Here is a 25,735-nt window from a genome sequence, read left to right on the forward strand (position 1 = left end):
TGGTTTCTCCTCACGAGAGAACAATGCTTTGAGATGCTGCGTCGGATGCAGACGTGCATCCTTGTTTGCTGTATCGGCACCCTGTAAACAAACTTTAGTAAAAAATGATGTGGGCCCTAACATAAGGGCCCACAAAGGTTAGTCGGCGTCACGCCGACAGCAGCGCCAGCCGTTACCGGCCGGCGCTGCAAGCCGGTCCGGCAGCCATCAATCCGGTAACCATGCCTTACGCCATGCATCCAGATGATCGCCTTCCAGCATCCAGTGCTGCAGCACGGCCTGCTTGAGCGCATCACCGCGCGCAGCCGTGGCATCCAGATCGGCCAGGTGTTCGCGGATCGCCTCCACCCAGTCCTTGTGCCGGTTCTTTACCAGCGTCACCGGCAGATCGCCGCGGTAGCAGACGATATCCGTGCACACCACCGGGAAGCCGCAGATACCGTATTCCAGCAAGCGCAGGTTGCTCTTGCAGTCGTTGAACTGGTTGTGTTCCAGCGGCGCCACGGCCAGATCCAGGTTCAGGCTGGCGAGCTTGGCCGGGTATTCAGCAATCGGCACCCCGGAATGGAATTCGTGCACATAAGGTTTGAGCACTTCCGGGCACATGCCCAGGAACACCCACTCTACCTCGTTCGCCAGTTCCTTCACCACGCTGGTGATCAATTCCAGATCGCCGGTATGGCTGGAACCGCCACCCCAGCCCACACGCGGCTTGCGGCCCACGCGGCGCTGGCTCTGCACGCCCGACCACCAGTCGACCGGCAAGCGGTTTTCGATCACGCGGATATCCGGGTGCAACCCTGCATAGGCTTCCGCCAGCGGGCCGGTGGAGACGACAAAACGGTCCACCTGCGTCAGCGCCCGGCGCAATGCCTTCATGATGTCCTTGGGCATGTGCGCGCGGTGCACGCTCTTGATCGGCAGGTTGGGCAGATAGTCATCCAGCTCGTACACCTTGAAGGCGCTGGAAAACTTCTTGAAGCCGCTCATGAACTGGAACTGGTCATCGGTGATCTGTCGCTGCAACACCAGCACGTCCGGCGCGATGCGTTCCAGGTCCAGCGGGTTGAGCAGTTCCCACGACATGCCGCCCGTCAGCCGCTCGCCCTTGGCCATCGCCATGAAGGGCTGGATCACGCGGTACTGGCCGCAGCCCATGCTGTCTGCCGGATGCGCAACCACCACCGGCACCGGCCGCCAAGTCAGCGGTTGCCAGGTCAGCAACGAGCGCGGCTCGATCTCGAAACCGTTGCCATTCAGGCTGAGGTTCTTGTTATACGCCGGATCGCGCGCCAGCAGCGGCAGCCATTTATGCAGCATCGCATCCTGCTCGCCCTGGAAGCGCTTGCGCTTGGCTTCCTGCTTTGCCGGGTCGATCTGTGTCTGGCTGACGCTGCCTTCGTGCATCAGCACCGCGTGTGGCGTCCACACGGCGAGGTACCCCGCCTGGTGCACTTTCAGGCACAGGTCGACATCGTTGTACGACACCTTGAATGCTTCTTCGTCCATGCCGGCCACATCGAAGTAAACCGACTTGCGGATCATCAGGCAGGCTGCGGTCACCGCGCTGTAGTTCTGATCGAACAACATGCGGAACATATAGCCTTCCGCATCGCCCGGCATGCCGATGAACGGGTGATCGGCCGGGCCGCGCAGGCCCAGCACCACGCCACCGTGCTGGATGCGGCCATCCGGATACAGCAGCTTGGCGCCAACGATGCCGACCTCCGGTCGCTGCGCATGGTTGAGCAGGTTTTCCAGCCAGTCCGGCTGGGTGATGGCTGTATCGTTGTTCAGCAACACCAGGTAGTCGCCACGCGCTTCGCTGGCCGCCGCGTTGTTGATTGCGGAGAAATTGAACGGTTCCGGATAGCGCAGCACCCTGACCCGATCACTGCCCAATGCTACCAGGCCGTTCAGGTAACCGATGGCATCTTCGGTTTCGCTGTTGTTATCGATGACGATCAGCTCGTAATTCGGGTATGTGGTTTTTTCCAGCAGGCTTTCCAGGCAGCGGCGCAGTACCGGCAGTTGATCCTTGGTGGGAACCAGGATGGAAACCAGCGGCTGGTCCGAATGCTGGTACAGCACGCGGTTGGCCGACTGCAATGCATGGACCTGCGCACCGATACCGCAGCGGGTAAGGTGCGCGAGCGTAACGCGCGCAGCCGCCTGGGCAATCTCCGGCACATGCCAGCGGCCATGCAGCGGTGCCTGCGCATGCCGCAGGATTTGCGGGATATGGCCAATGGTATGCATGCCTTCCTGCTCGAACACGCGCCAGATCAGGTCCAGCCCCGCCCAGACGCCATGCTCGCTATCGAGCCCGCCCACCTTCAGCCAGCTGGCGCGACTGATAGCAAACGCATCGCCGATGTAGGGGCGGCTACGCAGCCAGTCGACGTTGATATCCGGGAACAGCGATGGATTGTCCACCTGGCCGTCGGCCACCAGCACGTCTTCGTCGGTGTAGAGCACCCGCAGGCGGTCATCCGCCATCAGGTGCTGGGCAACGAACAGCATGGTTTCAGGTTGCAGCACATCGCCGGCAGGCACCACGTACAGCCAGTCGCATTCGAGCTGTGCTACTGCGGCATTGAGCGCTGCAGCCGGGTCGCCCTGGTATTGCAGCCAGTGCACATTGCTGCCTGCGCCGCCCGGCGGCACCGGCAATGGCGTGGCGATCAGCAGGTGGTCCGACGCATACAGCTGCTTGCTGAAGGTCTTGATGCCCTGGATCAATGCAGCCATATCGCCGGCACGGTCAACCAGCACCGGCATGATATTGGGGCGGCTCGGCCAGCTTTCGATCAGGGCATCGAACAGATGCCCCTGTTCGGTGCTCAGGTTGAAGCCGGACAGCCACTGCGCATATGAGGACAGCGTTTCTTCTTCCACCGGCTTGGGCAGTGGCAACGCGTCGATCGATGTGGTGGTCAGACCGCAGCGCCGTGCTGCCAGCGGGAACATGCGCTCCATCACGTGGGCCAGCGTTCCGTCGAGCTGGCCTGCTTCCGATTCGAAATCCGATTGCTGCACGCCCAGTTCGCGCAATACGCCAAAAATGGCGCCGCGTGCCCAGAACATGGTGCCGGCAACAAACGAGTAATCCGCTTCATCCAGGTCGTAATCGAAGCGCTTGGCCCAGCGCTTCATGCCCGGGTAATTCTCGCCGTGACGGCCTATCATCAACTGCGCGCTCAGCAGCATGCCGGCCGGGCCGACGAGGCCCACTTCGGGCTTGGCATCCAGCGTGGACAGCAAAGCTTCCACACCATGATCCGGTACCAGTTGCGTCAGGCTGGTGCGGAGCCAGTCCGCGCCCTCGCGATTGTCCAGATGCGGCGATTTCTTGGTATGAATTTTCAGCACGTAGCGGAAATCTTCCAGCCGCGCGTGCTTGAGCAGCGTAAACAGCGGGCCGACATCGCGGCCGCGGTTTTCGCAGATGACCAGCATGGCACCGGGGAAATCCCGTTCCAGCAGCGGCTGCACCAGCGGCGCTTTCGCGGTCACGGTGGTGAAGAAGAACGTGGCATTCGTGGGCAGCCGGCGCAGTACCTCGACAAACGCCGGCCACAGGTCTTCGTGATAAATATGGCATACCACGGCGATGCGGCCGTCCGGTTGCGCCGGCGGTTGCACGACCGCCTGCGCGTGTGGCGCTGCTGCGCTCTGGCCTTTCAGGTATGCACGCTTGAGCTGGGTAGGCTGGATGCGGATATCCAGGTGGGCCGCGCGGAAATTGGCCGGCGCCGGGCAGAACACCACCACCTGGCGCTGGAATTCCACATCCTGTGCCAGCAGTGCATCGACGTCGACCTTGACGCCAACGCGCTCCGCGATCGCTGCGGACAGATCGACAATCGATGTCGGCGTGCCCGGGCGCGGGGGCGCCACCGTACCCAGCTTGTTCAAGCTATGGAACAGGCCACGGAACAGCGGCAGGGCGAGGTCGATCTCGTCCCACAACTGCCATTCCAGATCGAACAGTGTGTACTTGCCCTGGTTTTCAATCAGGTTGAACGGACTGGCATCGAGCAATTCACCCGGCACCATGCGCCGTGCGCCGCGCTTCTTGCTCTTCTGTTCCAGCACCTGCACGAATGGCCGTACCCATTGCACCAGCTCTTCGACACCCCAACCTTCGCGGTTGACGATGGGCAACAACTGATTGAACAGCAGCTCGCCAGGCAATAGCGGTTCTTCACGGGCAAACTTCATCCATGCCGGTTTTTGCTGGGCGTGCAGCAAGCGGCGGCGCACAACCGTACCCTGCTCTGTGGCAACGATGCGCACTTCCTTGGACAGCGGCTTGCGGCGGCCGGTGGAATAGACAAAGGCCAGATCCTGCTGGTTGAACTGCCAATTGCCTGCACCCTTCTTCGCGATCACGAGAAAGGAGTTGGCCAGATCGCCCAGCAGGCCGTTTTCCAGTAGCCCGCGATACACCGCCCCTTCCGAGAAGGTGCGCGCGTATTCAAGTGCCTGGTTAGGGGCAGCGCCCGCAGCCAGCAGGTTATACAGGCCCGGCTCGCCCGATTCGTTGGCGCGCTCTGTCAGCACCATGTTCGGCAGCTTGTAATCCGGGTACGGGTAATAGAACTCGGTTTCGCTGAAATGAGCCTTCTTCAGCACCCGCTCCAGCTCGCGCCGGCCGAAGGTGACCGCGGTATTGCTGCCATACAGGCTTTCCAGCCCGAAAAACGGAATGCTGATGTGATCTTCCGGCGCACCGGCCCAGTACTTGAGGCCCAGCTTGTTCTCGATGGCCACGATGAGTACGCCATCGGGCTTGAGGAAAGACTGCGCCAGCGCCAGCGCGGTGGCGATCGGGTCATCCCCCTTGATGAAGACGCGGCTGTATTCGAGCACGCCGATCAGGGTCACCACATCGAACAGTTCTTCCGGCTGGAAATCCTGGAAGTTATCGTTGAACACCTTGACGTTGGGCAGGTCGCGGCAACGCGATGCGGTAATGGCCGCACGGCGGCGGCTGCCTTCCACGCAGGTCAGCGTGCAGCCCGCTTCACCCAGGAAGCGGCTGATCGCGCCACAGCCGGAGCCCAGCTCCAGCACGGATTTGCCTTGCAGATTGTGCTCGATCGGCCGCATCAGGTTGGCACGTGCCGGGCTCAGGTGATAGAAGGTAGGCCAATCATTGGCGCGGCTGAACAGTTCATCCGAGCCGACCGAAACATCCTTGGCCTGGGTGACGATGTCGTACAGGCGGTTTTCCACCTGGTCGCCATCGTTGTAGGCAAAGTTGCCCGAGCGCTGGCGCTCGAAGATGCGCAACTGGGTATTGAAGTGATACGGCCCGCTTTGCGCTGCGGCAGGTGCAGGCGCGGCAACCGGCAACGGTTGCGGTGCCGCTTCCAGCCCCAGCGGCGCCACAGTCAGTGCAATGCCATCCACCGCGCTCTCGATCAGATCCACCGCCAGCTGGGCACTTTGCCCGAAATGGCTGAAGTGGAAATCACGCAATTGCGCAGCATCGCGCCGGGCCTGCAGCGGATCGGCCAAAATGGCCTCGACGGTATCGCGCAGCTGTGCGCGGGTGGTCTTGCGCACATGATCGAACGGCACCGAAGCGAAGCGCGGCGGCTCGCGATCAGGAATCAGCCAGTCCGATACCGCTACGCTGGGTACCTCGTACAGCGATGCCTCGATCAGCACGCTGGATTCATCCGATACCAGCAGGTCAGATATGCCGATGCAATACATGATGCTGATTTCAGGGTCGACAATATGCACGTTGTCGGCAATGCCCTGATGCAGCGCATTCATCTTGCGGATGTTTTCCCACACCTGCGTATACGACGGTGCCCACGGGGCCTGCTTGAGCAGCAGGTTCACCGGCATATCCATCAGGCTGCGGACGAAATCGTCCTGCTTGCCGTGGTTTTCCCACGATGGTGCGTACAGCACGGTTTTTTCGTGCTTGAGGCCCAGTGTTTCGCGCAACTGCTGTGCCTTGACGGCAAATTCGTCACGGTTGCGGTAGATCAGGTCGGCCTTGGGCCAGCCGATATCGAACACCCCCAACCGGGGCTGCGCCACGCGCAGCATGCCCTGGCTGCGCCAGCGTTGCACCCAGGCCTCGCCCGGCAGGATGCCGACATCGAACTCGTTCCATGGCTCGTGCATCCAGAAATGCGGCCAGATATCGTGGCGCTGCGCCAGATCGTGCAGCATGATCATCGAGAAACTGGCGTTGGGACGGCAAGCATGCTGGCAATAGATGCCGATTACCGCGCGCTCGCGCAAATCGCTGCTGAAACGTACCGGAAAGCCGCGCTTCTGCGCCTCCTGCGCGATCGGCTCGACTGTTTGCCGCTCGCAATTGTCGGTGAAGAAGAAAGTGATTTCGGGACGAGTGGATTCAGTCATGCGGGATAGCAGTCCGACGTGAAGTTGGAAAGGAAGGCACCCGATACAACGGGGGCGCCACCTGTATTACTTGGTGATCAGGCAGTTGAAGCGGAACGGGCTTTGCGCATAGTTGGGAATGCACTGATCGAACACCTGGCAATGGTAGCCGCGCTGCGCGGCGAAATCTGCAAACCAGCTGCGGTCGTAGTAGAAATGCGCGAGGCCGCGATACTTCTCTTCATAGGCGCTGGGGCTCAGGCTGTCGCGCCGGATACGCTCGGCCTCATCACGCGAGGCCAAGTCGGGCACTTCCAGAATCGCCACCATGCGCGTGGCCTTGTCCAGCATGCGCTGCAACACCTGTGCAGCATAATCCTGATCAGGAAAATAATGGAATACTGAATTGGCGAGCACCACGTCGTAAACGGGCTCCAGCGGCATCTGCACCGCCTCGCCATGCGTGAAGTCGCCATCCGGCATCACTTCGCTGGCCTTGGCAACCAGACTGGCCGAATAATCCAGGCCGCCGATGTGCACGCCCAGCTCCTGCAGTGCATAAAGAAACGCACCGGCACCACAGCCCACTTCGTACACGCCCTGGCCGGCTTGCAGATGCAGCCGCTGCGCGATCAGGTGCACATAGGCGCGCCAGTCTGCCGCGATGATGCGTCCGGCACCGGCATCGAAGCCATCGAGTTCGATCAGCGACTGCAGCGCATCGCTACCCAGCTCACCCTGCCGGCGGTTCCAGATTGCATGCCAGTTCTGCATCAGCGCACTCCCGTTGCATGCGCGGCATCGCGGCGCAGGATTTCGGGGTAAACGCGGTCATTCACCCGTTGCCAGTGCGCTTCGGTATCCACCTCGGACCATGCCAGGTCTTCGACCAGCTGGCAGCGCACCGGCCCGCCACGCGCGGCACCCACCAACGCCTGCTCGTATTCCAGCTTCAGCGTGCTGGCGAATACCTGCTCCGAGTGGCTGACCATGCGCGCAAAGCAGTCCGGCTCGATACGGCTGATGCCCACCAGCTCGCCCAGCACGTTGGCACCGAGCTGGCTGCGATCCTTGGACAGATTGACCAGCAGATCGCCACTGGCCTCGGCATAGACTTCATCCATCGAGCCGGTCGGGCCGGACAGCAGCAATGCGCTGCCGCTGTGCACCCTAGCCAGTTCATCCAGCGCCTTGCGCTCGTAGACGAGATCGGATTCGAACAGCCAGAAGGTTTCGGTCAGCCGCTCCCGCGCGGTATGCAGCGAATACATGCTGCCCGATTCGGCGTATAGCGGGTTATGGACCAACTCGATCAAGCCCGGCATGCGCGCCGCCAGCTCCTGATAGAAATGCTGCAGGTGGCCGGTAACGATCACCACCCGCTCGACACCTGCATCCTGCATCTGCGCCAGCGAGCGCTCGATGATGGGGCCGTCCTCGCCAAACTGCAGGAAGCCCTTGGGCGCCAGCTGGCCCTGCTCACCCAGTCGGGTTCCCATGCCTGCAGCAAGAATGACGGCAAGCGGTGGCACCTTGTTCATGACTCTAAGCTTCCCTGGCAAAAACGTCGTCAAAAGCAGCCAGCAAGCGCTGCAGATCACCATCGGCAATGGCACCCATGGTGGCAATACGGAAAATTTGCGCTGCCAGTGCACCTTGGCCGGCGTAAATAACAAAACCGTGCGCCTTGAGCGCATCGTGCAGCAAGTCATACGGCAGCCGCGCCGGCAGGTGGTAGGCACGCAGCATGCTGGAGCTTTCACCCGCGCCCAATAACGGTTGCACGCCCTTGGCGGCCAAGTGCTGCGCAACGGCATTGGACAACGCCGTAAAGCGCGCCTGCCGCGCCTGCCAACCGCCGCCTTCGGCAAACTCGCGCAGCGCCTCCTGCAACGCCTGGAAAGCCTGTACCGGCTGGGTGAATGGCGACCAGCCCTGTTGCTGGGCCACGTAATAGCGCTCCAGATCCAGATACAGCGTGGTGGCATGGCCATGCGGCGTTGCCAGTACCTCGCGCAGCGCCAGCACGAAAGCCACTCCGGGAATGCCATGCAGGCATTTGTTGGCGGTTGCGGCTATCGCCAGTGGTTGCCAGCGCTCGAAAGGGATCTCTTCGCCACCAAAACTGCTGACGGCATCCACCAGCAAACCGATGTGGCGCCGCTGGCACAGCGCTGCCAACTCATCGAGCTGATTGAGCCGGCCGGTGGTGGTTTCGTGGTGCACGACGGCCAGCGTGGCAACATCCGGATGCGCATCCAGCGCCTGCTCCACCTTGGCCACGTCGATGCCGCCCTGCCAATCGAGCAGCAGCGGCACATACGGCTTGCGCTGCTGCGCCAGCATCTGCGCCATGCGTTCGCCATACACGCCATTACATACCACCAGCGTGGCACGATCATGGGCAGCAAAGGTGGACAGCATCGCTTCGACCGCGCAGCTGCCGGAGCCTGCCACCAGCACCGCGGCATAATCGGCGGCGGCAGCGGGGTAGATATGTTCGATACGGTCGCGCACATCCAGCGTCAGCGCGGCAAATTCCGGCTCACGATGGCAAAGGTCTTCCTGCTGCAGTGCCTGGCGCACCCGTGCAGACAGGGTAACCGGTCCGGGATTGAGAAGAATCAAGCGGTCTGCTCCTGGCTGATGTCGGCAATATACTGGCGCAATCTGCGCGTCACAAAATCGGGGGTCACGGCCGGGCGTGGCAAGCCATCCGGCACGCCGGCACCGATCAGCGCACGCACCAGGAAGGGCCCTGCGGGCGTGCCCTGCAACAGGGTCACCAGCTCACCTGGCTGGGTGATGACGAGCTTGCCGGCATAACCGCAGGCCAGCGCCACATTGCCCAGCTGGACCGAATGACTGACGGTGCCCTGCCCGCCGGTGGATTCATGCAGGCCGTTATCGAGCAGCACATGCAGCAGGTTGCGTGGCGCCATGTAGCCGATGGCGGCCAGCGCACCCAGGCGCATCAGCATTGCGCCGTCGCCGTCGAGCACGATCACGCGCAGATCCGGCCGTGCCAGCGCAAGCCCGAGACCCACGCTGGAAGCACACCCCATCGCGCCGACGAGGTAAAGCTGCTGCGCGCGGTCGTCCAGTGCATACAATTCCCGCCCGGTATAGCCGGTGGTGGCCAGCACCACATCGCGCGGTTTCAGTTGTTGCTGCACCGCCTGCAACATCTGCTGCCGCGTGGCGTGCAATTGCGCCGGCAACCGGTCTGCCTCGGCGGGTGGCAGCGGTATGCGCACCGGCGCAGGCTCGGGTGCCGCGCATGGCGCTACCGCGCCTTTGCGCATCACCAGGCAATAGGGGCGCCGTTCGTTCTCGATCCACGCCATGGCCTGATCCAGGCAGGGTTCGACTTCATCGGCATTGCCGGGGAAATAAGCCCACGGGATATCCATCAACGACAGCATCTGCGTGGTGATGGCGCCCATCAACGCGTGCTGCGGTTCATCCGCCGGCCCGCCGGGCTCGCCACGCAGCGTCACGATCAGCAGCAGCGGGATCTGGTGCGTATGCGCCAGCGAGGTCAGTGGATTGACTGCATTACCAAGGCCGGAATTCTGCATCATGGCAACGGCAAGCCCGCCGCCCAGCTCGTAACCGGCGGCAATCGATACCGCATCGCCTTCATTGCTGGCCGGCACGTAGATCAGGCTGTCGTCACCGATCACATGGTTGATGAACGGCTGCAGGTACGAGCATGGCACACCAGTCCACAGGCCGACGCCGCGCGCGCGCGCGGCATCGACAAAGGTCTTGGCTTCCAGCATCAGAACGCCCCTGCGTTGGTTACATCTTCCAGGCTGTCGATATCCAGCCAGTGCCCGGTGGTGTACACCACGCGCACGCGCTCGCCACGTTCCACCAGCAGATTGAGCAGTTGCGGAATCTTGGCGCCACGGTTTTCCGGCACCGCCAGCAACTGCGCCAGCAGTTCACGCACCAGCGGCAGTTTTTCAGCGCCGATTTTCAGGAAGCCCATCCACTCGCCATGGATTTCGCCTTCCGGCAAATCGGCGGCAATGCGCTCCAGGAAAGCCTCGCGGCCATAGAACTGCCGCGAATAGGGCAAGGAGCCATGCACATAATCGGCGATGCGGTTGCGGTTGGCGCTATCGCGCCAATCGGTATCCACCATGATCACCAGCGCATCAGCGGTTTCATGCAGGATTTCCGGCACGTATTTGCGGAACAATACATCGCCATACGACACGATCACGTCGTGCTGGTCACCCCCCGCGGCGGCAAGGCCCTTCTGCAGCGAAACCAGTTCACCGGTGCTGGCGTAATCATCATTGTCGACAAAGGCGAGATTGGGCAGCGTGATGGCAGCTTTCTGGTAGCCGCGCACCACGGTGATGTCCTTGATGCCGCTGGCGTTATACGCCGCCACGATATGCCCGAGGATGGGCGCGGTGCCCACCTGCACCATCGCCTTCGGGCGGTCCAGCGTGAGTTCGCCCAGCTCCACGCCACGCGATGCAGCCAGCACCACCGCATGCGGCATGCGCTGCGCGGAAGGCAAATAGCGCTTCTCGGCCTCTTCCAGTGCACCGGCGCCCTGCAGGCGGAAAATCTCGTTCACTGTTGCAATATCGGATTCAACGCGGATCAGGCTCTGCTCTTCGTAAATGCGCCGCGTCACCTGCTGCATGCCGCTAATGGCGCTGCGCAGCACATGGTTGGCCCAGATCACCATCGAGATGCCCTGTGCGCGGTAGATGTCCGTCGGGGTCGAGTAATACTTGGTCGGCACGATCACCACCGGGCTGCGGTCCGCCCATTCACGCTTGAAGGCCAGAATCTCGTCCGGTACCGCCAATGCGCTATGGATCAGGATGGCATCTGCACCGGCGGCATGGTAAGCCTCGGCACGGCGCATCGCTTCAGCAAGGCCCCAGCCGGCAATGAACGCCTCCACCCGGGCGACGATGCAGAAATCGTCATCCCGCTGCGCATCCTTGCCAGCCTTGATCTTGCCGGCAAACTCGTCGATGGGCGCCAGCGGCTGCTGCTTGCCACCGATGAAACTGTTGGATTTGGGGAACAGCTTGTCTTCCAGGCACACGGCGGCAATGTCGCGCTGCTCCAGCTTGCGCACCAGCCGCTGCACGTTATTGAAGTTGCCGTAGCCGGTATCGCCATCGAGCAGGATGGGCACGCTGGTGGCGTCGGACATGAATTCAAGCACATCCAGCACCTGCGTCCAGCTGGCTTCATTGTTGTCGCGCACGCCAAACTGGGCGGAAATGCTCAGCCCGCTACCCCAGATACCCTTGAAGCCGGCCTCTTCAACGATCTTCGCGCTGAGGCCATTGTGCGCTTCGCATATGAATTCCAATTGGTCGGACTGTAAAAGTGCCTTGAATTGACTAACCTTTTTCATTGTCGACTTACCCTTATCCAAGAAATCCATACATGCGTGATTCATTTGCCCTGCTGCAGAGCGGCATTCGCTATCGTTCTATCGGCTTCAACCGGCGTCAGCATTAGCGCTGCATCAAAAAATACTGCACTTGCCAAGGCTGCCTGGCTGCAATAGCACGCGGTGCAGCAACTGTCGGCAATCTGTCCAAAACCTGTTCACTGCATGCTACCAGCTTTGCTTTGGGCACTGCGAGAGCACATGCCATTCAATTGGAACCTGTCAGGCCCGATTGAATGCAGCTGATGCTATATAGCCCAATCAAACCTGTACCGGCACGCTTTGGTGCGAATTGCCAATGACAACGCAATAAGGTGTTGGGCCATCCCTGCCGACAAAAGACGCAACGCCTTGCGGCATAAGGAAACGCATGGTGTGTCAGGACAGGATCAATAAAAAAAGGGCGGTGCCAGCCGGCCCGCCCCTCATCACCATCCGACACGCTGATCAGACGCGGCAGAATTCCTTCAGGTAGGCGCCGAATTCCTCGCCCACTTCGTGGTGCTTCATGCCGTAAGCCAGCGTGGCCTTCAGGTAGCCCAGCTTGGAGCCGCAGTCATAACGCGTGCCCTTGAGCTTGTGCGCCAGGATGTGCTGTTCCTGCATCAGCGCGAAAATGCCATCGGTCAGCTGGATTTCGCCGCCCTTGCCCGGCTGCACGTGCTGCAGATGATGGAAGATACGCGGGGTCAGGATGTAACGGCCCACGACCGCCAGATTGGACGGCGCTTCTTCCGGCTTCGGCTTCTCGACGATGTTGCTGATGCGCAGCTTGCCGTTCACATCGCTCACTTCAACGATGCCGTAGGAACTGGTATCGGCATGCGGCACTTCTTCCACACCCAGTACCGCGCAATGCGTATCGCCAAATACCTCGACCATGCGCGACATTTCTGATGTCGAACCGCCATCGATCAGGTCATCGGCGAGAATGACGGCAAACGGCTCGTCACCCACTACCGGCTGTGCGCACAGCACCGCATGCCCCAGGCCCATGGCTTCTGGCTGGCGGATGTAGATGCAGGTGACCGACTTGGGAATGATGGACTGCAGGATTTCCAGCAGCTTTTTCTTGCCCTTCGCTTCCAGCTCGTTTTCCAGCTCGTAGGCCTTGTCGAAGTGATCTTCGATGCTGCGCTTGTTACGGCCGGTGATGAAAACCATTTCGGTGATGCCGGCATCAAGCGCCTCTTCCACCGCGTACTGGATCAGCGGCTTGTCGACCACCGGCATCATTTCCTTCGGGCTGGCCTTGGTGGCCGGCAAGAAGCGCGTGCCCATGCCTGCAACGGGGAATACTGCCTTGCGTACCTTTTGCATCGAATTCGTCCTTGAGAAGGGTTGAGCCAGCAACCCCAGCCGCAATGCGGCGCCATTGACCTGATCGGCCTGGCGTTGGGGAAGTTCGTCTGGCCATTGCGATACGGCGGATCGACCCAAGCCCAAGGCTTCGGCCAACCGCGTCTGGCTGCCAAACAAGCGGATAGCTGAGTGCTTATTCATCGCAATCATGTTCAATCAAATGAACAACCCCGTCAAGCGTGAAATGGAAAATTAATATGTTCAATAAAATGAACAATTCACATCAACAAAGCACGCAAACCATCCTCATCCAGTACTGGCACACCCAACTCTTCCGCCTTGGCCAGTTTGCTGCCAGCCGCTTCACCCGCCACCACGTAATGGGTTTTTTTCGAAACACTGCCAGAGACCTTGCCACCGACGGCCTCGATCATCGCGGCAGCCTCATCACGCGAGAGCGTGGGCAAGGTACCCGTCAGCACAAAGGTTTTACCCGAGAGCATCCCTTCCGCAGCGGATTGCTCCGGCAGCTGCGCCAGCAGCTCGTTGCGCAGTGCATCAAGTACATGCAATTGTGCGGCCTGCGCAGGATCGGTCAGCCAGCCTTGCAACGCACTGGTCACTTCTGCAGGCAAGCCGAAACCGGCCACCTGCTCCGCGGTGGCGTCAGCAAGCGCGGGCAGGGTGACACCTTTTTCGAGCAGCTGCTTACAGCGCGTTTCGGTCAACTTCGGAATCGCCAGCGCGGCCAGCAGCACCAGCGGATCGAGCTGCGTACGCAACTTGGCACTCGGCGCGTGTTCGTCAGCCGGCGCTACGCCAGCGGCCAGCAGCGCATCCAGTGCCTGCTGGTTCTTGGGTTCGGAGAAGAAATCAGCGATGGATACCGCTACGGCATTGCCGATATCGGGCAGCACACGCAGCAGCGCGGCCGGCGCGCGGCGCACCAGCGCAAGCGAGCCCAGCCAGTCCGCCAGCGTCTTGGCGGTGGATTCGCCCACATGGCGGATGCCCAGCGCGAACAGCAGGCGCGCCAGCGGCGGATGCTTGCTGGCGGCAATGCCGGCAATCAGGTTCTCTGCCCAGCGGGTAGCCACCTTGCCAGCCAGCACGGTTTCCGGCACCACGCCATCGCGCTCGTCGGCACGGCGTTTCATGGCCAGCAGATCGTCCAGCGTCAGCGTGTACAGATCGGCAATGCCGTGCACGTAATCGAGCTCGACCAGATTATCGATATAGCGCTCGCCAAGGCCTTCGATATCCATCATGCGGCGGCCGGCAAAATGGCGGATGGCTTCCTTGCGCTGTGCGGAACAGAACAAGCCACCCGAACAGCGTGCAATCGCCTCGCCCTCTTCGCGCACCACGTGCGAACCGCACACCGGGCAGGCCTTGGGTAGCTCGAATGCGCTGTAGCGTGGCTGCAATGCCGGCGTGAACATGTCGCCACCAACTACCTCGTCCATCGGCCGCTGCTCCAGCAACACGCTGACCACTTCGGGTATCACGTCGCCGGCACGGCGCACGATCACCGTGTCGCCCACGCGTACATCCTTGCGGCGTACTTCATCCTCGTTGTGCAAGGTGGCATTGGTAACGGTGACGCCGCCGACGAACACCGGTGCCAAGCGTGCCACCGGCGTAATCGCCCCGGTGCGCCCGACCTGCACATTGATCGCCTCCACGGTGGTCAACGCTTCCTGCGCCGGGTACTTGTGTGCCACTGCCCAGCGCGGCTCGCGGGTGCGGAAGCCCAGTTCGCGCTGCAAGACCAGCGCATTCACCTTGTAGACGATGCCGTCGATATCGAACGGCAATGCATCGCGGCGTTCGCGCATGCGGCGATGGAAATCCACCAGGCCCGCGCCGCCCAGCACCACATCGCGCTCCACGCAAACCGGGAAGCCAAACCCTGCCAGCGCATCGAGCAGGCCCGAATGTGTTGCCGGCATGCCGCTCCAGCCCGCCACTTCCCCCAGCCCGTAGGCAAAGAACGACAGCGGGCGCTGCGCAGCCAGCGCAGGGTCCAGCTGGCGCACCGCACCGGCAGCAGTATTGCGCGGGTTCACGAAGGTTTTGTCGCCGCGTTCGCGCTGGCGTGCATTGAGCGCCTCGAAATCATCGCGGCGCATATACACCTCGCCACGTACTTCCAGCAGCGCTGGCGGATTGCCGTTCAGGCGCAGCGGAATCTGCCGGATGGTGCGGATATTCTGCGTGACGTCTTCGCCGGTTGTGCCATCACCACGGGTTGCCGCCTGCACCAGCAAGCCATCCACATACCGCAGGCTCATCGCCAGACCGTCGAACTTGAGCTCGGCTGCGTATTCCACCTGCGGATCGTCCGCACCCAGGCCCAGTTCACGCCGCACGCTGGCATCGAATGCGAACGCGCCGTTCTCGGTCACATCGGTTTCGGTACGGATGGAGAGCATGGGCACCGCATGCACTACGGGCGTAAACCCCGGCAGAATGCCGGCGCCCACGCGCAAGGTGGGGCTATCGAGCGTTTTCAGTGCCGGGTGTGCCAGCTCCAGCGCTTCCAGCTCGCGGAACAGCCGGTCGTATTCGGCATCGGGCACGCTGGGCAAATCCAGCACGTAATACTCGTGCGCATAACGGTTGAGCAGGTCGCGCAGCTCGGCGGCGCGTTGTTCTGGGGTCATGATGTGTGTTCTCCGCCACCGCCCGGGTAGCTCTGGCTGCAGGCAGGCATTGCGCCCGCCGGTCTATCAAGTCTGGTCCATCAATCTGCTCTGGCAGCCCGTCACCGGGCCGGAATGCAATACGCCGCTGATGGCAGCGGCGTATCGGTCAAGGCATCCGGCTCACGCAAACAGCCGCAACGCCGCCATCGACCCCGGCGCAATGCCGCGGTCATCCATCTGCGCGTAGATACCTGCCAGTTGCTTGCGGATATTGGCCAGGCTGGCCGAAGTCAGCGGCTTGCCATTGTCGTCGACCAGATCACCGGCCAGCGTATTGGCCAGCGTATGGGCAAACTCATTCAGGTAATCGAATACTGCCAGGCCGCCGGCCACGCGCGGCACATCGAACAGCAAGGTCAGCCCTTCGGACGTTCCGCTGAATGGCTTCTGGTTCTGGTTGGCCAGCGTGAACAATGTCTTGCCCGAATCACTCTTGTAGTGGAACAGGCCATCGCCGGCGCGTACCAGCCCGGCCTGCTCGGCCAGCGTGCGCACCTTGTCCATGGCAAACGGCTGCGTCACCGACAGGATATTCAGGCCGATCAGCACATCCACGCCGGCGCAGAACTCATCCAGCTCTGCGGCGGCCTGCATCTTGCCGCTGCGCTGCGGAAAGGTCACTACCGCATCGAAGTCATCGGCAAACTGCTGCACGCCCATGCAGAACGCATTGAGCTGCTCCTGCGTGAGCGCCCCCTGGCGGTCAGCCAGTTGCAGGCCGATACGCAGCTCGGCAAAGGCAGAGCGGCTGTTGGGGGTGACGATTTCCCACTGGTCATCATCATTGAGGCCGATGATTTCCACCCGCTTGCCTGCCGGCAAGGTGGGAATGCGCCCGGCGGCGATCAGCTCGCCTGCGTGCACTTCGGCAATGAAATCGAGCTTGGGGTCGAGCTGGCTGGTTGCCAGCACTTCCACATCCTCGCCATCGAGCGGCGCTTGCGGCGCAGGGGCTTCGCGCACCACGGCGCGCGGGGCCTCGGTTACGCGCACCGGCGCAACTGGCTCGGGATTGCGAGATTCGGCATTGCGGGGCTCGGCACCACGTGGATCAGCCGCGCGTGGGGGCGGTTGGCGCACCGGCTCGGGGACATATGGCGGCTCGTCGTCTTCATCCAGCGGATCGAAATCCACGCGCTGGTCGGTAGCCAGCGTGGGTTCCTGGCGCTCGGTGCGTACCGGGTCGATGGCGGGCTCCAGCCGGGTGCCGGCAGCGGTGCGCACCATGTTCTTGGGGGTTTCCAGCAGCACATCCGGCTGGTTGCGGGCAAACGCCTTGCCAGCCTGCTTCTTGTAGCGGTATTCCTGCCACCAATTGAATCCGTAAACGGCGGCGACGAGCACGCCGCCAGCAATCAGTGAGCCCAGTTGCAAATCGGTCATATTTGTTTGGATCGGTCGATTTGAGGGGAGTTAATCTTGTGCAGTTGCCTTACGCGGATACGGCATCGCGCATTTCCAGCGCGGCTTCGATATCCACAGAGACAACACGCGATACACCTTGTTCCTGCATTGTCACCCCGACGAGCTGTTCCGCCATCTCCATCGCCAGCCGGTTGTGACTGATATAGAGGAATTGCGTCCGGTCTGCCATTTTCTTGACCAGTTCACAATAACGCAGCGTATTGGCATCGTCGAGCGGTGCATCCACTTCGTCCAGAATGCAGAACGGCGCGGGGTTGAGCTTGAAGAGCGAGAATACCAGACTCAGCGCCGTCAGTGCTTTCTCGCCGCCCGAAAGCAAATGGATCGTACTGTTCTTTTTACCAGGCGGCTGCGCCATGATCTGCAAACCGGCATCGAGGATTTCATCACCGGTCAGCACCAGCTCGGCATGGCCCCCGCCAAACAGCGTGGGGAACAGCTCCTTGAGATTGGCGTTAACGCTGTCGTAGGTGTCCTGCAGCAAGGTGCGGGTTTCGCGGTCGATGCGCCGGATGGCCGATTCCAGCGTCTCGATCGCCGCATTCAGGTCTGCCGCCTGCGCTTCCAGGTAAGTGGCACGCTCGCGCGCCGCGGTCAGCTCTTCCAGTGCGGCCAGGTTCACTGCGCCCAGCCCGCCCACCGCCTGGGTGAGCCGGCCGATTTCTGCCACCAGTGTGGATATTTTCATGCCTGTACCCAGCTTTTCGCGCAGTGCAGCTTCATCGGCATTGGCCTCGGACAGTTCCTCGGCAAAACGCGCCAGCGCCAGGCGTGCCTCCTGCTCCTTGAGGCGCGCCGCGTTCACCAGCTCGCGCGCCGGTTCCAGGCCGATCTCGATACGTTGTTTGTCTGCTTCGCGCTCGCGCATGCCTTGCGCGTAACCGTTGAGCGCGTCGCGCGCGCGCGCCAGCGCCATTTCCTTTTCGCTGCGCGTATTCACCGCCTGCTGGAAATCCACATCGAATTCGCCTTCGTCGATGTCTTCCAGTTCCAGCGCCAGCGTCTCCGCACGCTCTTCCAGCACCATCTGCCGGGTATCGAGTTCCTCACTACGCCGCGACAGTTCACTGCGGCGCGCATCGGCCGATTGCACGGCAAAACGGGCCTCCTGCGCACGGCGCTCAGCCTGGCGCAGCCGGCTGCGTTGCAGCTCGCATGCGGCATCCGCCTCCGATTTGGCCAGCCGCGCGTTATCCAGCGCTTCTTCCAGCGGAATCAGCGCATCACTGGCGTTGTCGATCAGCGCTTGGGCTTCATCCTGTGCGAGGATTTCCTCTTCGATCTGCTGCAGCACCAGCGCGTGTTCTTCCTGCAGCTGTTCAAGCTGCGCATTGGCTTGCCTGGCGGCCTCCTCCAGCCGCGCCAGCTCACGCTCCAGTTGCGCCGCACGGTCACGCCGTTGCTGTGCGGCCGGGCGCAGCGTACGCAAGGCGTTTTCCAGATTTGCCAGCAGCGTGTTCTGCTCACCCAGGGCGGCATCGAGTTCAGCCAGACGCGGCTCGATTTGCTGCAGCTGCTGTTGCGCATCCTGCAGTGCCTGTTTGCGCGCCACCAGCCCGCTGCCCTCGCCCGCGGCATGAAAATGCAGCGCCAGCCGCTCCAGCCGGTGGCCTTGCGGCGTCACCAGCATCGCGCCATCCGGCAGTTGTTCGCGCAGCACCAGCGCATCACCCAGACTGTCGCAACACCAGATATTGGCCAGCCAGGCATTCAAATGGGGCTGCCAGCGCGCATCCTGGCATGCAATCTGGCCCAATAGCGGCAACAAACCGTGAAATTGTGGTGCAGGCGCACCAGCAGCGCCCGACAGCGCCAGCACCTGTTTGCCCGGCGCAGCATCTGCAGGCGGTGCGTCTGCCCAGCGTGCCAGCAAGCGGTTGCCCAGCACGGTTTCAACCGCATCGGCCCACGCCGGCGCAACCTGCAGCGATTCGAATAGTGGTGGCAAGGCGCGCAAGGCATGGCCGTCCAGCCAGCCGGCCAGTGCGACATCATCATCGTTGCGCAGCAGATCCTGCAGCGCGGCGATGCGCGCGGTCAGCTGCGCCACATCCACGCGCGCCTGCTCGCGCCCGGTGCGCAGCTGCGCCTGGCGCTCGCGCGCTTCCTGTTGCTGCGTTTCGGTATCGGCAAGCACCAGCGCGGCTTCTTCGATCTCGAAGCGCACGGTTTCCAGTACCTCGCGCTGTGCGGCGGCTGCATCACTGTCCAGCCCGCCCAATCGCGCCAGTTCGCTGTCGAGCCGTTCGCGCCGGGTATGCAAGGTGGCCAGCGTTTTGTGCTGATGGGCGATCTGTTGCTGCGCCAGCTGCGCGCGGGCGCGGGCGGCCGTCAATGCATCTCGCGCCGACTGGAATGCGGCGTCTGCTTCGCGCAGCACGATCTCCAGTTCCGGCAACCGCTGGTTTTCTTCCTCGAAGGCCAGCGTAGCTTCTTCGGCAGCGAACTGCCCTTCTTCATGCCGGCCGGACCACTCCTCGGTCTCCCGCACGATATCGGTGCGGTTTTGCGCCAGCCGGCCCAGATCGGTCTTGACGCTGGCCAGTTGCTGGGTCAGCCGCTCGCGCGTCTGGCGCAGGTGCAGCAGTTGCTGCTCCAGCCGGGCTACGCCCGCGTTGGCATCGTACAGCGCGCCTTGTGCATCGTGCAGCGCATCGCTGGCGGTGAAGTGCTCTTCCCTCAGGGTTTCCAGCAGCGCTTCCAGCGCGCGCAGGTCTGCCAGCTGCGATTCCAGCGTGTTTTGCGCGCTGTCGATGTCGCGGCGGGCATTTTCCACGTCGCGTGCAGCATCGAGCTTGCGCTGCAATGCCAGCAGATTCTGTTTTTCAACGATGGTGTCTTTCAACTGCTGGAACTGCGCGGCCACTTCGGCCTGCGCCTGCAGCTTTTCCACTTGCCGCGTCAGCTCTTGCTGGATATCGTCCACGCGCGCCAGGTTGTCGCGCGTATCCGCCAGCCTCGATTCGGTTTCCTTGCGGCGCTCCTTGTACTTGGAAACACCGGCGGCTTCTTCCAGGAAATGCCGCAACTCTTCCGGCTTGGATTCGATGATGCGGGCAATCATGCCCTGCTCGATGATCGCGTAGCCGCCCTTGCCCACGCCGGTGCCCAGGAACAGATCAGTGATATCGCGCCGGCGCACCTGCAGGTTGTTGATGTAATACGACGATTCGCCCTGGCGCGTCAGCACCCGCTTGATGGCGATTTCCGCATACTGGCTCCACTGCCCTGCGGCAATGCCCTCGCCATTGTCGAATACCAGCTCGACCGATGCGCGGCTGACCGCCTTGCGGGTGGTGGAGCCGTTGAAAATGACGTCCTGCATGGATTCGCCACGCAATTGCTTGGCAGAGGATTCGCCCAGTACCCAGCGCATCGCGTCGATCACATTCGACTTGCCGCAGCCGTTGGGGCCACAAATCGCCACGCGCTGGCCCGGAACGTGGATGTTCGTGGGGTCAACGAAGGATTTGAAGCCGGCAAGCTTGATATGGGTGAGGCGCACAGGGGTCACAACAGATGATTTGCGGTGATTGTAGCGGTGGGCAGCGGCAGCGCGAAGCATTGCCTGCACGCATGGCGCTGCTGCGCGCCGTTGCCGCACCGGCAATGTCATCAAATGTTCCACGCGCGGCAACGCGGCACTGTCTATGCTGGGCGCACAGTGCGCATCTTCCATTGCGCCCGGGGATAGTCATGCAGGATGAAACCAGCAGCGTGATCTACCTGCAGCAAGGCGAAGGACGCGCCTATGCGCTGGGCGGCATGCAAAGTATTTTCAAGGCCGACGGTGCAGAAACCGCCAATGCGTATTCGATATCCGAGTGGTGGCTGCAGCCGCATCAGCCCGGCCCCGGCGCGCACCTGCATGAAGCCAACGACGATATCTTCTACGTGCTTGAAGGCACGGTGACCTTCTTGCTGGGCGAGCGCAGCATCGACGCGGGCAAAGGCGCATTCATCCGCGTGCCCGCCGGGGTGATGCACGACTTTTCCAACACCAGCGATGCACGCGCCGGCTTACTCAATATCTATATCCCCGGCGGCTTCGAGGCGGATATGCCGGCCATCGTCGACTGGTTCAAAACCCATGCGGCGTGAAGCCCCGCCGCAACCGCCCTGTAATCGATGACTTCAAGCCTGCGCATCGCGCTGATCCTGACCGAATTTCCGCCCCACTTCGGCGGCATGCAGACCCATGCGGTGCATCTGGCACGGGCACTGGCTGCCCGCGGGCACGCGGTTACCGTATATACCTACCGCAGCAACCATGCCGAAGAGGCTGCGGCGGCAGCGGCTTTCGATGCCGGCTGCGGCTACCGGGTACAGCGCACGCTCAGCCGTATCGGTTTCTGGTTCAACCATCGCTGGCTGGCAGAAGCGCTGGCCCGGCAGCCCGTTGACCTGATTTACGCATCCAATGTGTTCTACGGCTTGCTGGGGCAGGCACTGGGCGCACCGGTGGTTTGCCGCTCGGTCGGCAACGACGTGCTGCGGCCATGGATTGTTTACCCGTTTCAGCTGGGTAGCGGCCTGTGCGCATGGCCACGGCTGGAATCAACGCTGTACCGGCTGTTCCGGCGCTGCAACAGCCCGGAATGGATAGAGGCGCTGCTGCGCAACGCCCGGCAACGGCTGATGCAGCGCAGCGCCGCCGCCAATACGCTGGTACTGGCCAATAGCGAATTCACCATCACCGCACTGCGCCAGGCCGGCTTGCCCCGCCAGCAAACCAGCTTGCTGGTGGGTGGCGTGGATTGCTGCCGCTTCACACCCTCGCAGCTGGATCGTGATGCATTGCGTAGCGCGCATGGCTTGCCCGCCAATGCGTTGTTGCTGTTCACCGCCTGCCGGCTGGTGGCAAAGAAAGGGGTGGATTTCCTGCTGCAGCAAATGCCGGCCATACTGGCGCGTCACCCGCATGCGCTGCTGCTGATTGCCGGCGACGGGCGCGAAAAATGCCGCTGCATGGCGCTGGCTACGGCGCTGGGCGTTGCCGATGCCGTGCACTTTCTGGGCCGGGTCGAACACGATGCGCTGACCAGCTATTACTGGATGAGTGATCTCTTCGTGCTGGCCAGCCGCGTCACCCGCAACCGCATCAGCGGCTTGCTGGATGCAGAAACCATGGGCCGGGTGCTGTGCGAGGCCAATGCCTCCGGCGTGCCGGTATTGGCCAGCCGCTCCGGCGGCATTCCCTGCGTGATCCGGCATGGCGAAAACGGCCTGCTGTTCGAGGAGGACGATGCCAGCTCTTTTCACCAGCAATTGGAGCAATTGACGGGCGACGCCGCACTGCGGCAACAACTGGTGCAAACGGGGCTTGCCCGCGCGGCGCGCGAGTTTGACTGGCACCATATCATTGCCGCACACGAAGCCGCATTTGCCGCTGCGCTGGCACCACACCCGCAGCAATACTCCCGGTTGGCGCTGCAAGCTGCCAGCCTTGCCCGCTGACAGTGGGCGCAGCCCGAGACTGTTTTGCCTTTATCGATGCAAGTGTCGGTGCTCCGTCGCCCGCTTTCCGATCACGCAAGCGGCAGCAATGAAAACCACCAGACATCGGCCTATTTGATTGCCGGGCAAAGCGCTGATTGCCGGTAAACGGGAACTAAGCATTGCCAAGGTAATCAGGTTTAGGTCATCTTCAGTACAAATAAACAGGGAACCGCTATTCGATGCACCATGAAACGCCATTGCTGAACATGCTGGTGGGCGGCTTCAGCCTCGCCTTTTTGCTGGGCGCGCTTGCGCACCGTTTCAAACTGCCACCATTGGTGGGCTATCTGTGTGCGGGGGTGCTGGTGGGGCCGTTTACGCCCGGCTTTGTCGCCGACCAGGGTTTGGCCAACGAGCTGGCCGAAATCGGCGTGATCCTGCTGATGTTCGGTGTGGGCCTGCATTTCTCGCTCAAGGACCTGATGGCAGTGAAGTGGATTGCGCTGCCAGGCGCTGTGGTGCAGATCAGCATTGCCACCTTGCTGGGTATGGGGCTGGCATGGAGTTTTGGCTGGACACTGGGTGAGGGGCTGGTGTTCGGGCTGGCCTTGTCGGTTGCCAGTACGGTGGTCTTGCTCAAGGCACTGGAAGACCGTGATCTGGTGGAAAGCCCGCAAGGCAAGATCGCGGTGGGCTGGCTGATCGTCGAAGACCTGGCGATGGTATTGGCGCTGGTGCTGCTGCCGGCGCTGTCGGGCAGCCTGGGCGGCAAGGCTGTGGCCAGCGCGGGAGATGCCAGCATTGCCATGATCTTGCTGATCACGCTGGCCAAGGTGGCCGGTTTTGTCGCCTTCATGCTGATCGTGGGCCGGCGCTTCATCCCGTGGATGCTGGAAAAAGTGGTGTGGTCCGGCAGCCGCGAGCTATTCCGGCTGGCAGTATTGGCCACCGCGCTGGGGGTGGCCTATGGCGCAGCGATCACTTTCGGCGTGTCGTTCGCACTGGGTGCATTCTTTGCCGGCATGGTGCTGGCTGAATCCGAATTCAGCCATCGCGCCGCGCAGGAATCCTTGCCGCTGCGCGATGCGTTCTCGGTGCTGTTCTTCGTGTCGGTGGGCATGCTGTTCGATCCACGCGTGCTGATCGCCGACCCATGGGCGGTGCTGGGCACCGTCGCCATCATCATCGTCGGCAAATCCATTGCCGCGCTGGGCATCGTGCTGGCGTTCCGCCACAAGCTCAACACCGCGCTGACCATTTCAGCCAGCCTGGCGCAGATCGGTGAATTCTCGTTCATCCTGGCCGGGCTCGGCATGCAGCTTGATCTGCTGCCCGCCCGGGCGCACGCACTGATCATTGCGGGCGCGATCATCTCCATCCTGCTCAACCCGCTGATTTTCAGCGTGCTTGATCGCTTCAAGGAGAAAGAGGCGTTGCCTGCGCCGTGACATGCGGCAACAGCCCATCCCCATAGCTGCGCAAGACCTGCGAAATCACCACCCGGTAGCCTTTCAGCCATTGGCTATAACGGCGCTTGGCTTCCAGGTGGTTCGGGTCTTGCATCAGCGCCTGAAGGCCGGCTTCCGATTCCCAGTAATACACATTGCAGATGCGGCCGGTCTTGGGGTCTTCCCACGCTTCTTCGCCCAGGTAACCGCTGCTGCCGCGCGCAGCAGCGGCGATCAGCGCATCCAGCCGATGGAACTCGGCATCGAATTCACCGGCATCGAAAATGAACGTGGCCGAGAAGATGGGCGTTTCCACACTCAATCTTTGTGGATGACGATCTTCGGAAACTTGTTGCTGAAGTCCTGGGCTTTTTCGGCCACCTTGACTGCCACCTTGCGCGCAATGGCCTTGTAAAGGTCGCTGATGCGCCCGTCCGGGTCTGCAACCACCGTGGGCTTGCCCTGATCGGCAGCAAGGCGGATGGACAAATCCAGCGGCAACTGCCCCAGCAGCTCGGTGCCGTATTCGGCACCCATTTTCTCACCGCCACCGCTGCCGAAAATCGGCTCTGCGTGGCCGCAATTGCTGCAGATGTGCACGCTCATGTTCTCGACGATGCCGAGAATGGGCACGCCCACCTTCTCGAACATTTTCAGGCCCTTGCGCGCATCCAGCAGTGCGATATCCTGTGGCGTGGTCACGATCACCGCCCCCGTCACCGGTACTTTCTGGCTGAGCGTGAGCTGGATATCGCCGGTGCCCGGCGGCAGGTCGATCACCAGGTAATCGACGTTGTCCCACAGCGTATCGTTCAGCAGCTGCTGTAACGCCTGCGTGACCATGGGGCCACGCCATACCATCGGTTGTTCCGGGTCGATCAGGAAGCCGATCGACATAGTCTGCACGCCGTAGTTGACGATGGGCTCGATATGCTTGTTATCGGGCGAAACCGGGCGCTGGTCGGCAACACCCATCATCAGCGGCTGGCTGGGGCCGTAGATATCCGCATCCAGCAAACCGACGCGTGCGCCCTCTGCTGCCAATGCCAATGCCAGATTAACCGCGGTGGTGGATTTGCCCACCCCGCCCTTGCCCGATGCCACGGCAATGATGTTCTTCACACCCTTGATCAGCGGCACGCCGCGCTGTACCGCATGTGAAACCACCTGGCAGCTGACCTCGACCGCCACCGATTGCACGCCGGGCACGGCCTGCAACGCGGCTTCCACCTGCGCGGCAATCACGCCGAACTGGCTTTGCGCCGGATAGCCCAGCGACACTTCCAGCGAGACCCGCCCGCCATCCACCCTGAGATTGCGGAATGCCTTGGCGGCCGCATAGGGCTTGCCGGTATTGGCATCGACGAGCGCATCAAGCGCGGACTGGATTGCGACGGAATCGGACATGGCAAGCTACCTGCGGACGGCAAAGAACGGATTGTCGCAGATCGCCAATACCGCAGTACATGGCTGATGACTGCAAAGCAGGCATCAGCGCCAATTTTACCGTGTTCGTGCCAAGGCAGGCGGGGCTTGATCTGCCACTGCAGATGCCCGTGCGCCCATCACCCCCGCTGGCCGCCATACCTGATCAACCACCC

15 protein-coding genes are annotated in these 25,735 nt (G+C 62.0%); 3 read left to right on the top strand and 12 right to left on the bottom strand.

Features of this window, described 5'->3' with window-relative positions:
- Positions 1-207: 207 nt before the first annotated feature.
- From IGB42_RS00590 to smc, 10 genes are all read right to left on the bottom strand, one after another.
- Positions 208-6,393 carry a rhamnan synthesis F family protein gene (locus tag IGB42_RS00590; RefSeq protein WP_159665121.1) on the bottom strand — a complete coding sequence of 2,062 codons (6,186 nt, stop codon included), beginning with the start codon at positions 6,391-6,393 and terminating at the stop codon, positions 208-210.
- Between the two features lie 66 nt (positions 6,394-6,459).
- Positions 6,460-7,146, bottom strand: a complete 687-nt coding sequence (locus IGB42_RS00595; protein WP_159665123.1) for a trans-aconitate 2-methyltransferase — start codon at positions 7,144-7,146, stop codon at positions 6,460-6,462.
- Complete coding sequence (locus IGB42_RS00600) at positions 7,146-7,913, bottom strand: NTP transferase domain-containing protein (RefSeq protein WP_159665125.1); 768 nt, start codon at positions 7,911-7,913, stop codon at positions 7,146-7,148. The genes IGB42_RS00595 and IGB42_RS00600 overlap by 1 nt, the downstream gene beginning before the upstream one ends.
- A gap of 4 nt (positions 7,914-7,917) precedes the next feature.
- Positions 7,918-9,000 (bottom strand): 2-aminoethylphosphonate aminotransferase, encoded by a 1,083-nt coding sequence (locus IGB42_RS00605; RefSeq protein WP_159665127.1) that lies wholly within the window; start codon positions 8,998-9,000, stop codon positions 7,918-7,920.
- Positions 8,997-10,157 (bottom strand): phosphonopyruvate decarboxylase, encoded by a 1,161-nt coding sequence (gene aepY / locus IGB42_RS00610; protein ID WP_159665129.1) that lies wholly within the window; start codon positions 10,155-10,157, stop codon positions 8,997-8,999. Before aepY ends, IGB42_RS00605 begins: the two co-directional genes overlap by 4 nt.
- Positions 10,157-11,818: a phosphoenolpyruvate mutase gene (aepX, locus tag IGB42_RS00615; protein ID WP_308419197.1), complete on the bottom strand. Its 1,662-nt coding sequence runs from the start codon at positions 11,816-11,818 to the stop codon at positions 10,157-10,159. The genes aepY and aepX overlap by 1 nt, the downstream gene beginning before the upstream one ends.
- 441 nt (positions 11,819-12,259) lie before the next feature.
- The gene (gene galU / locus IGB42_RS00620; protein ID WP_159665133.1) at positions 12,260-13,315 is read right to left on the bottom strand and encodes a UTP--glucose-1-phosphate uridylyltransferase GalU; all 1,056 of its coding nucleotides are present in this window, start codon (positions 13,313-13,315) and stop codon (positions 12,260-12,262) included.
- Positions 13,316-13,392: 77 nt separating this feature from the next.
- Complete coding sequence (ligA, locus tag IGB42_RS00625) at positions 13,393-15,780, bottom strand: NAD-dependent DNA ligase LigA (protein ID WP_159665135.1); 2,388 nt, start codon at positions 15,778-15,780, stop codon at positions 13,393-13,395.
- Between the two features lie 162 nt (positions 15,781-15,942).
- On the bottom strand, positions 15,943-17,205 hold the full coding sequence (locus IGB42_RS00630; protein WP_159665137.1) for a cell division protein ZipA C-terminal FtsZ-binding domain-containing protein: 1,263 nt from the start codon (positions 17,203-17,205) through the stop codon (positions 15,943-15,945).
- A gap of 49 nt (positions 17,206-17,254) precedes the next feature.
- Entirely contained in the window at positions 17,255-20,761 is a 3,507-nt protein-coding gene (gene smc, locus IGB42_RS00635; RefSeq protein WP_236822456.1) for a chromosome segregation protein SMC, read from the bottom strand.
- A 182-nt stretch (positions 20,762-20,943) separates the two neighbouring features.
- On the opposite strand from smc, the gene IGB42_RS00640 reads away from it, so the two are divergent.
- The 3 genes from IGB42_RS00640 to IGB42_RS00650 all read left to right on the top strand — a co-directional run bounded on the left by IGB42_RS00640 (position 20,944) and on the right by IGB42_RS00650 (position 24,134).
- Positions 20,944-21,348, top strand: a complete 405-nt coding sequence (locus IGB42_RS00640) for a cupin domain-containing protein (RefSeq protein WP_159665139.1) — start codon at positions 20,944-20,946, stop codon at positions 21,346-21,348.
- A 27-nt stretch (positions 21,349-21,375) separates the two neighbouring features.
- The gene (locus IGB42_RS00645; protein WP_159665142.1) at positions 21,376-22,704 is read left to right on the top strand and encodes a glycosyltransferase family 4 protein; all 1,329 of its coding nucleotides are present in this window, start codon (positions 21,376-21,378) and stop codon (positions 22,702-22,704) included.
- A gap of 221 nt (positions 22,705-22,925) precedes the next feature.
- Entirely contained in the window at positions 22,926-24,134 is a 1,209-nt protein-coding gene (locus IGB42_RS00650) for a cation:proton antiporter (protein ID WP_159665144.1), read from the top strand.
- Here the strand turns inward: IGB42_RS00650 and IGB42_RS00655 are convergent.
- Together IGB42_RS00655 and apbC are read right to left on the bottom strand one after the other, a co-directional pair.
- Positions 24,103-24,450, bottom strand: coding sequence for an antibiotic biosynthesis monooxygenase (locus IGB42_RS00655; protein WP_236822457.1), 348 nt, complete (start codon positions 24,448-24,450; stop codon positions 24,103-24,105). The genes IGB42_RS00650 and IGB42_RS00655 overlap by 32 nt on opposite strands.
- A gap of 2 nt (positions 24,451-24,452) precedes the next feature.
- Positions 24,453-25,541, bottom strand: coding sequence for an iron-sulfur cluster carrier protein ApbC (gene apbC / locus IGB42_RS00660; protein WP_159665146.1), 1,089 nt, complete (start codon positions 25,539-25,541; stop codon positions 24,453-24,455).
- Between the last annotated feature and the right edge of the window lie 194 nt (positions 25,542-25,735).

This window comes from Andreprevotia sp. IGB-42, assembly GCF_009848685.1.
Classification (GTDB): Bacteria; Pseudomonadota; Gammaproteobacteria; order Burkholderiales; family Chitinibacteraceae; genus Andreprevotia.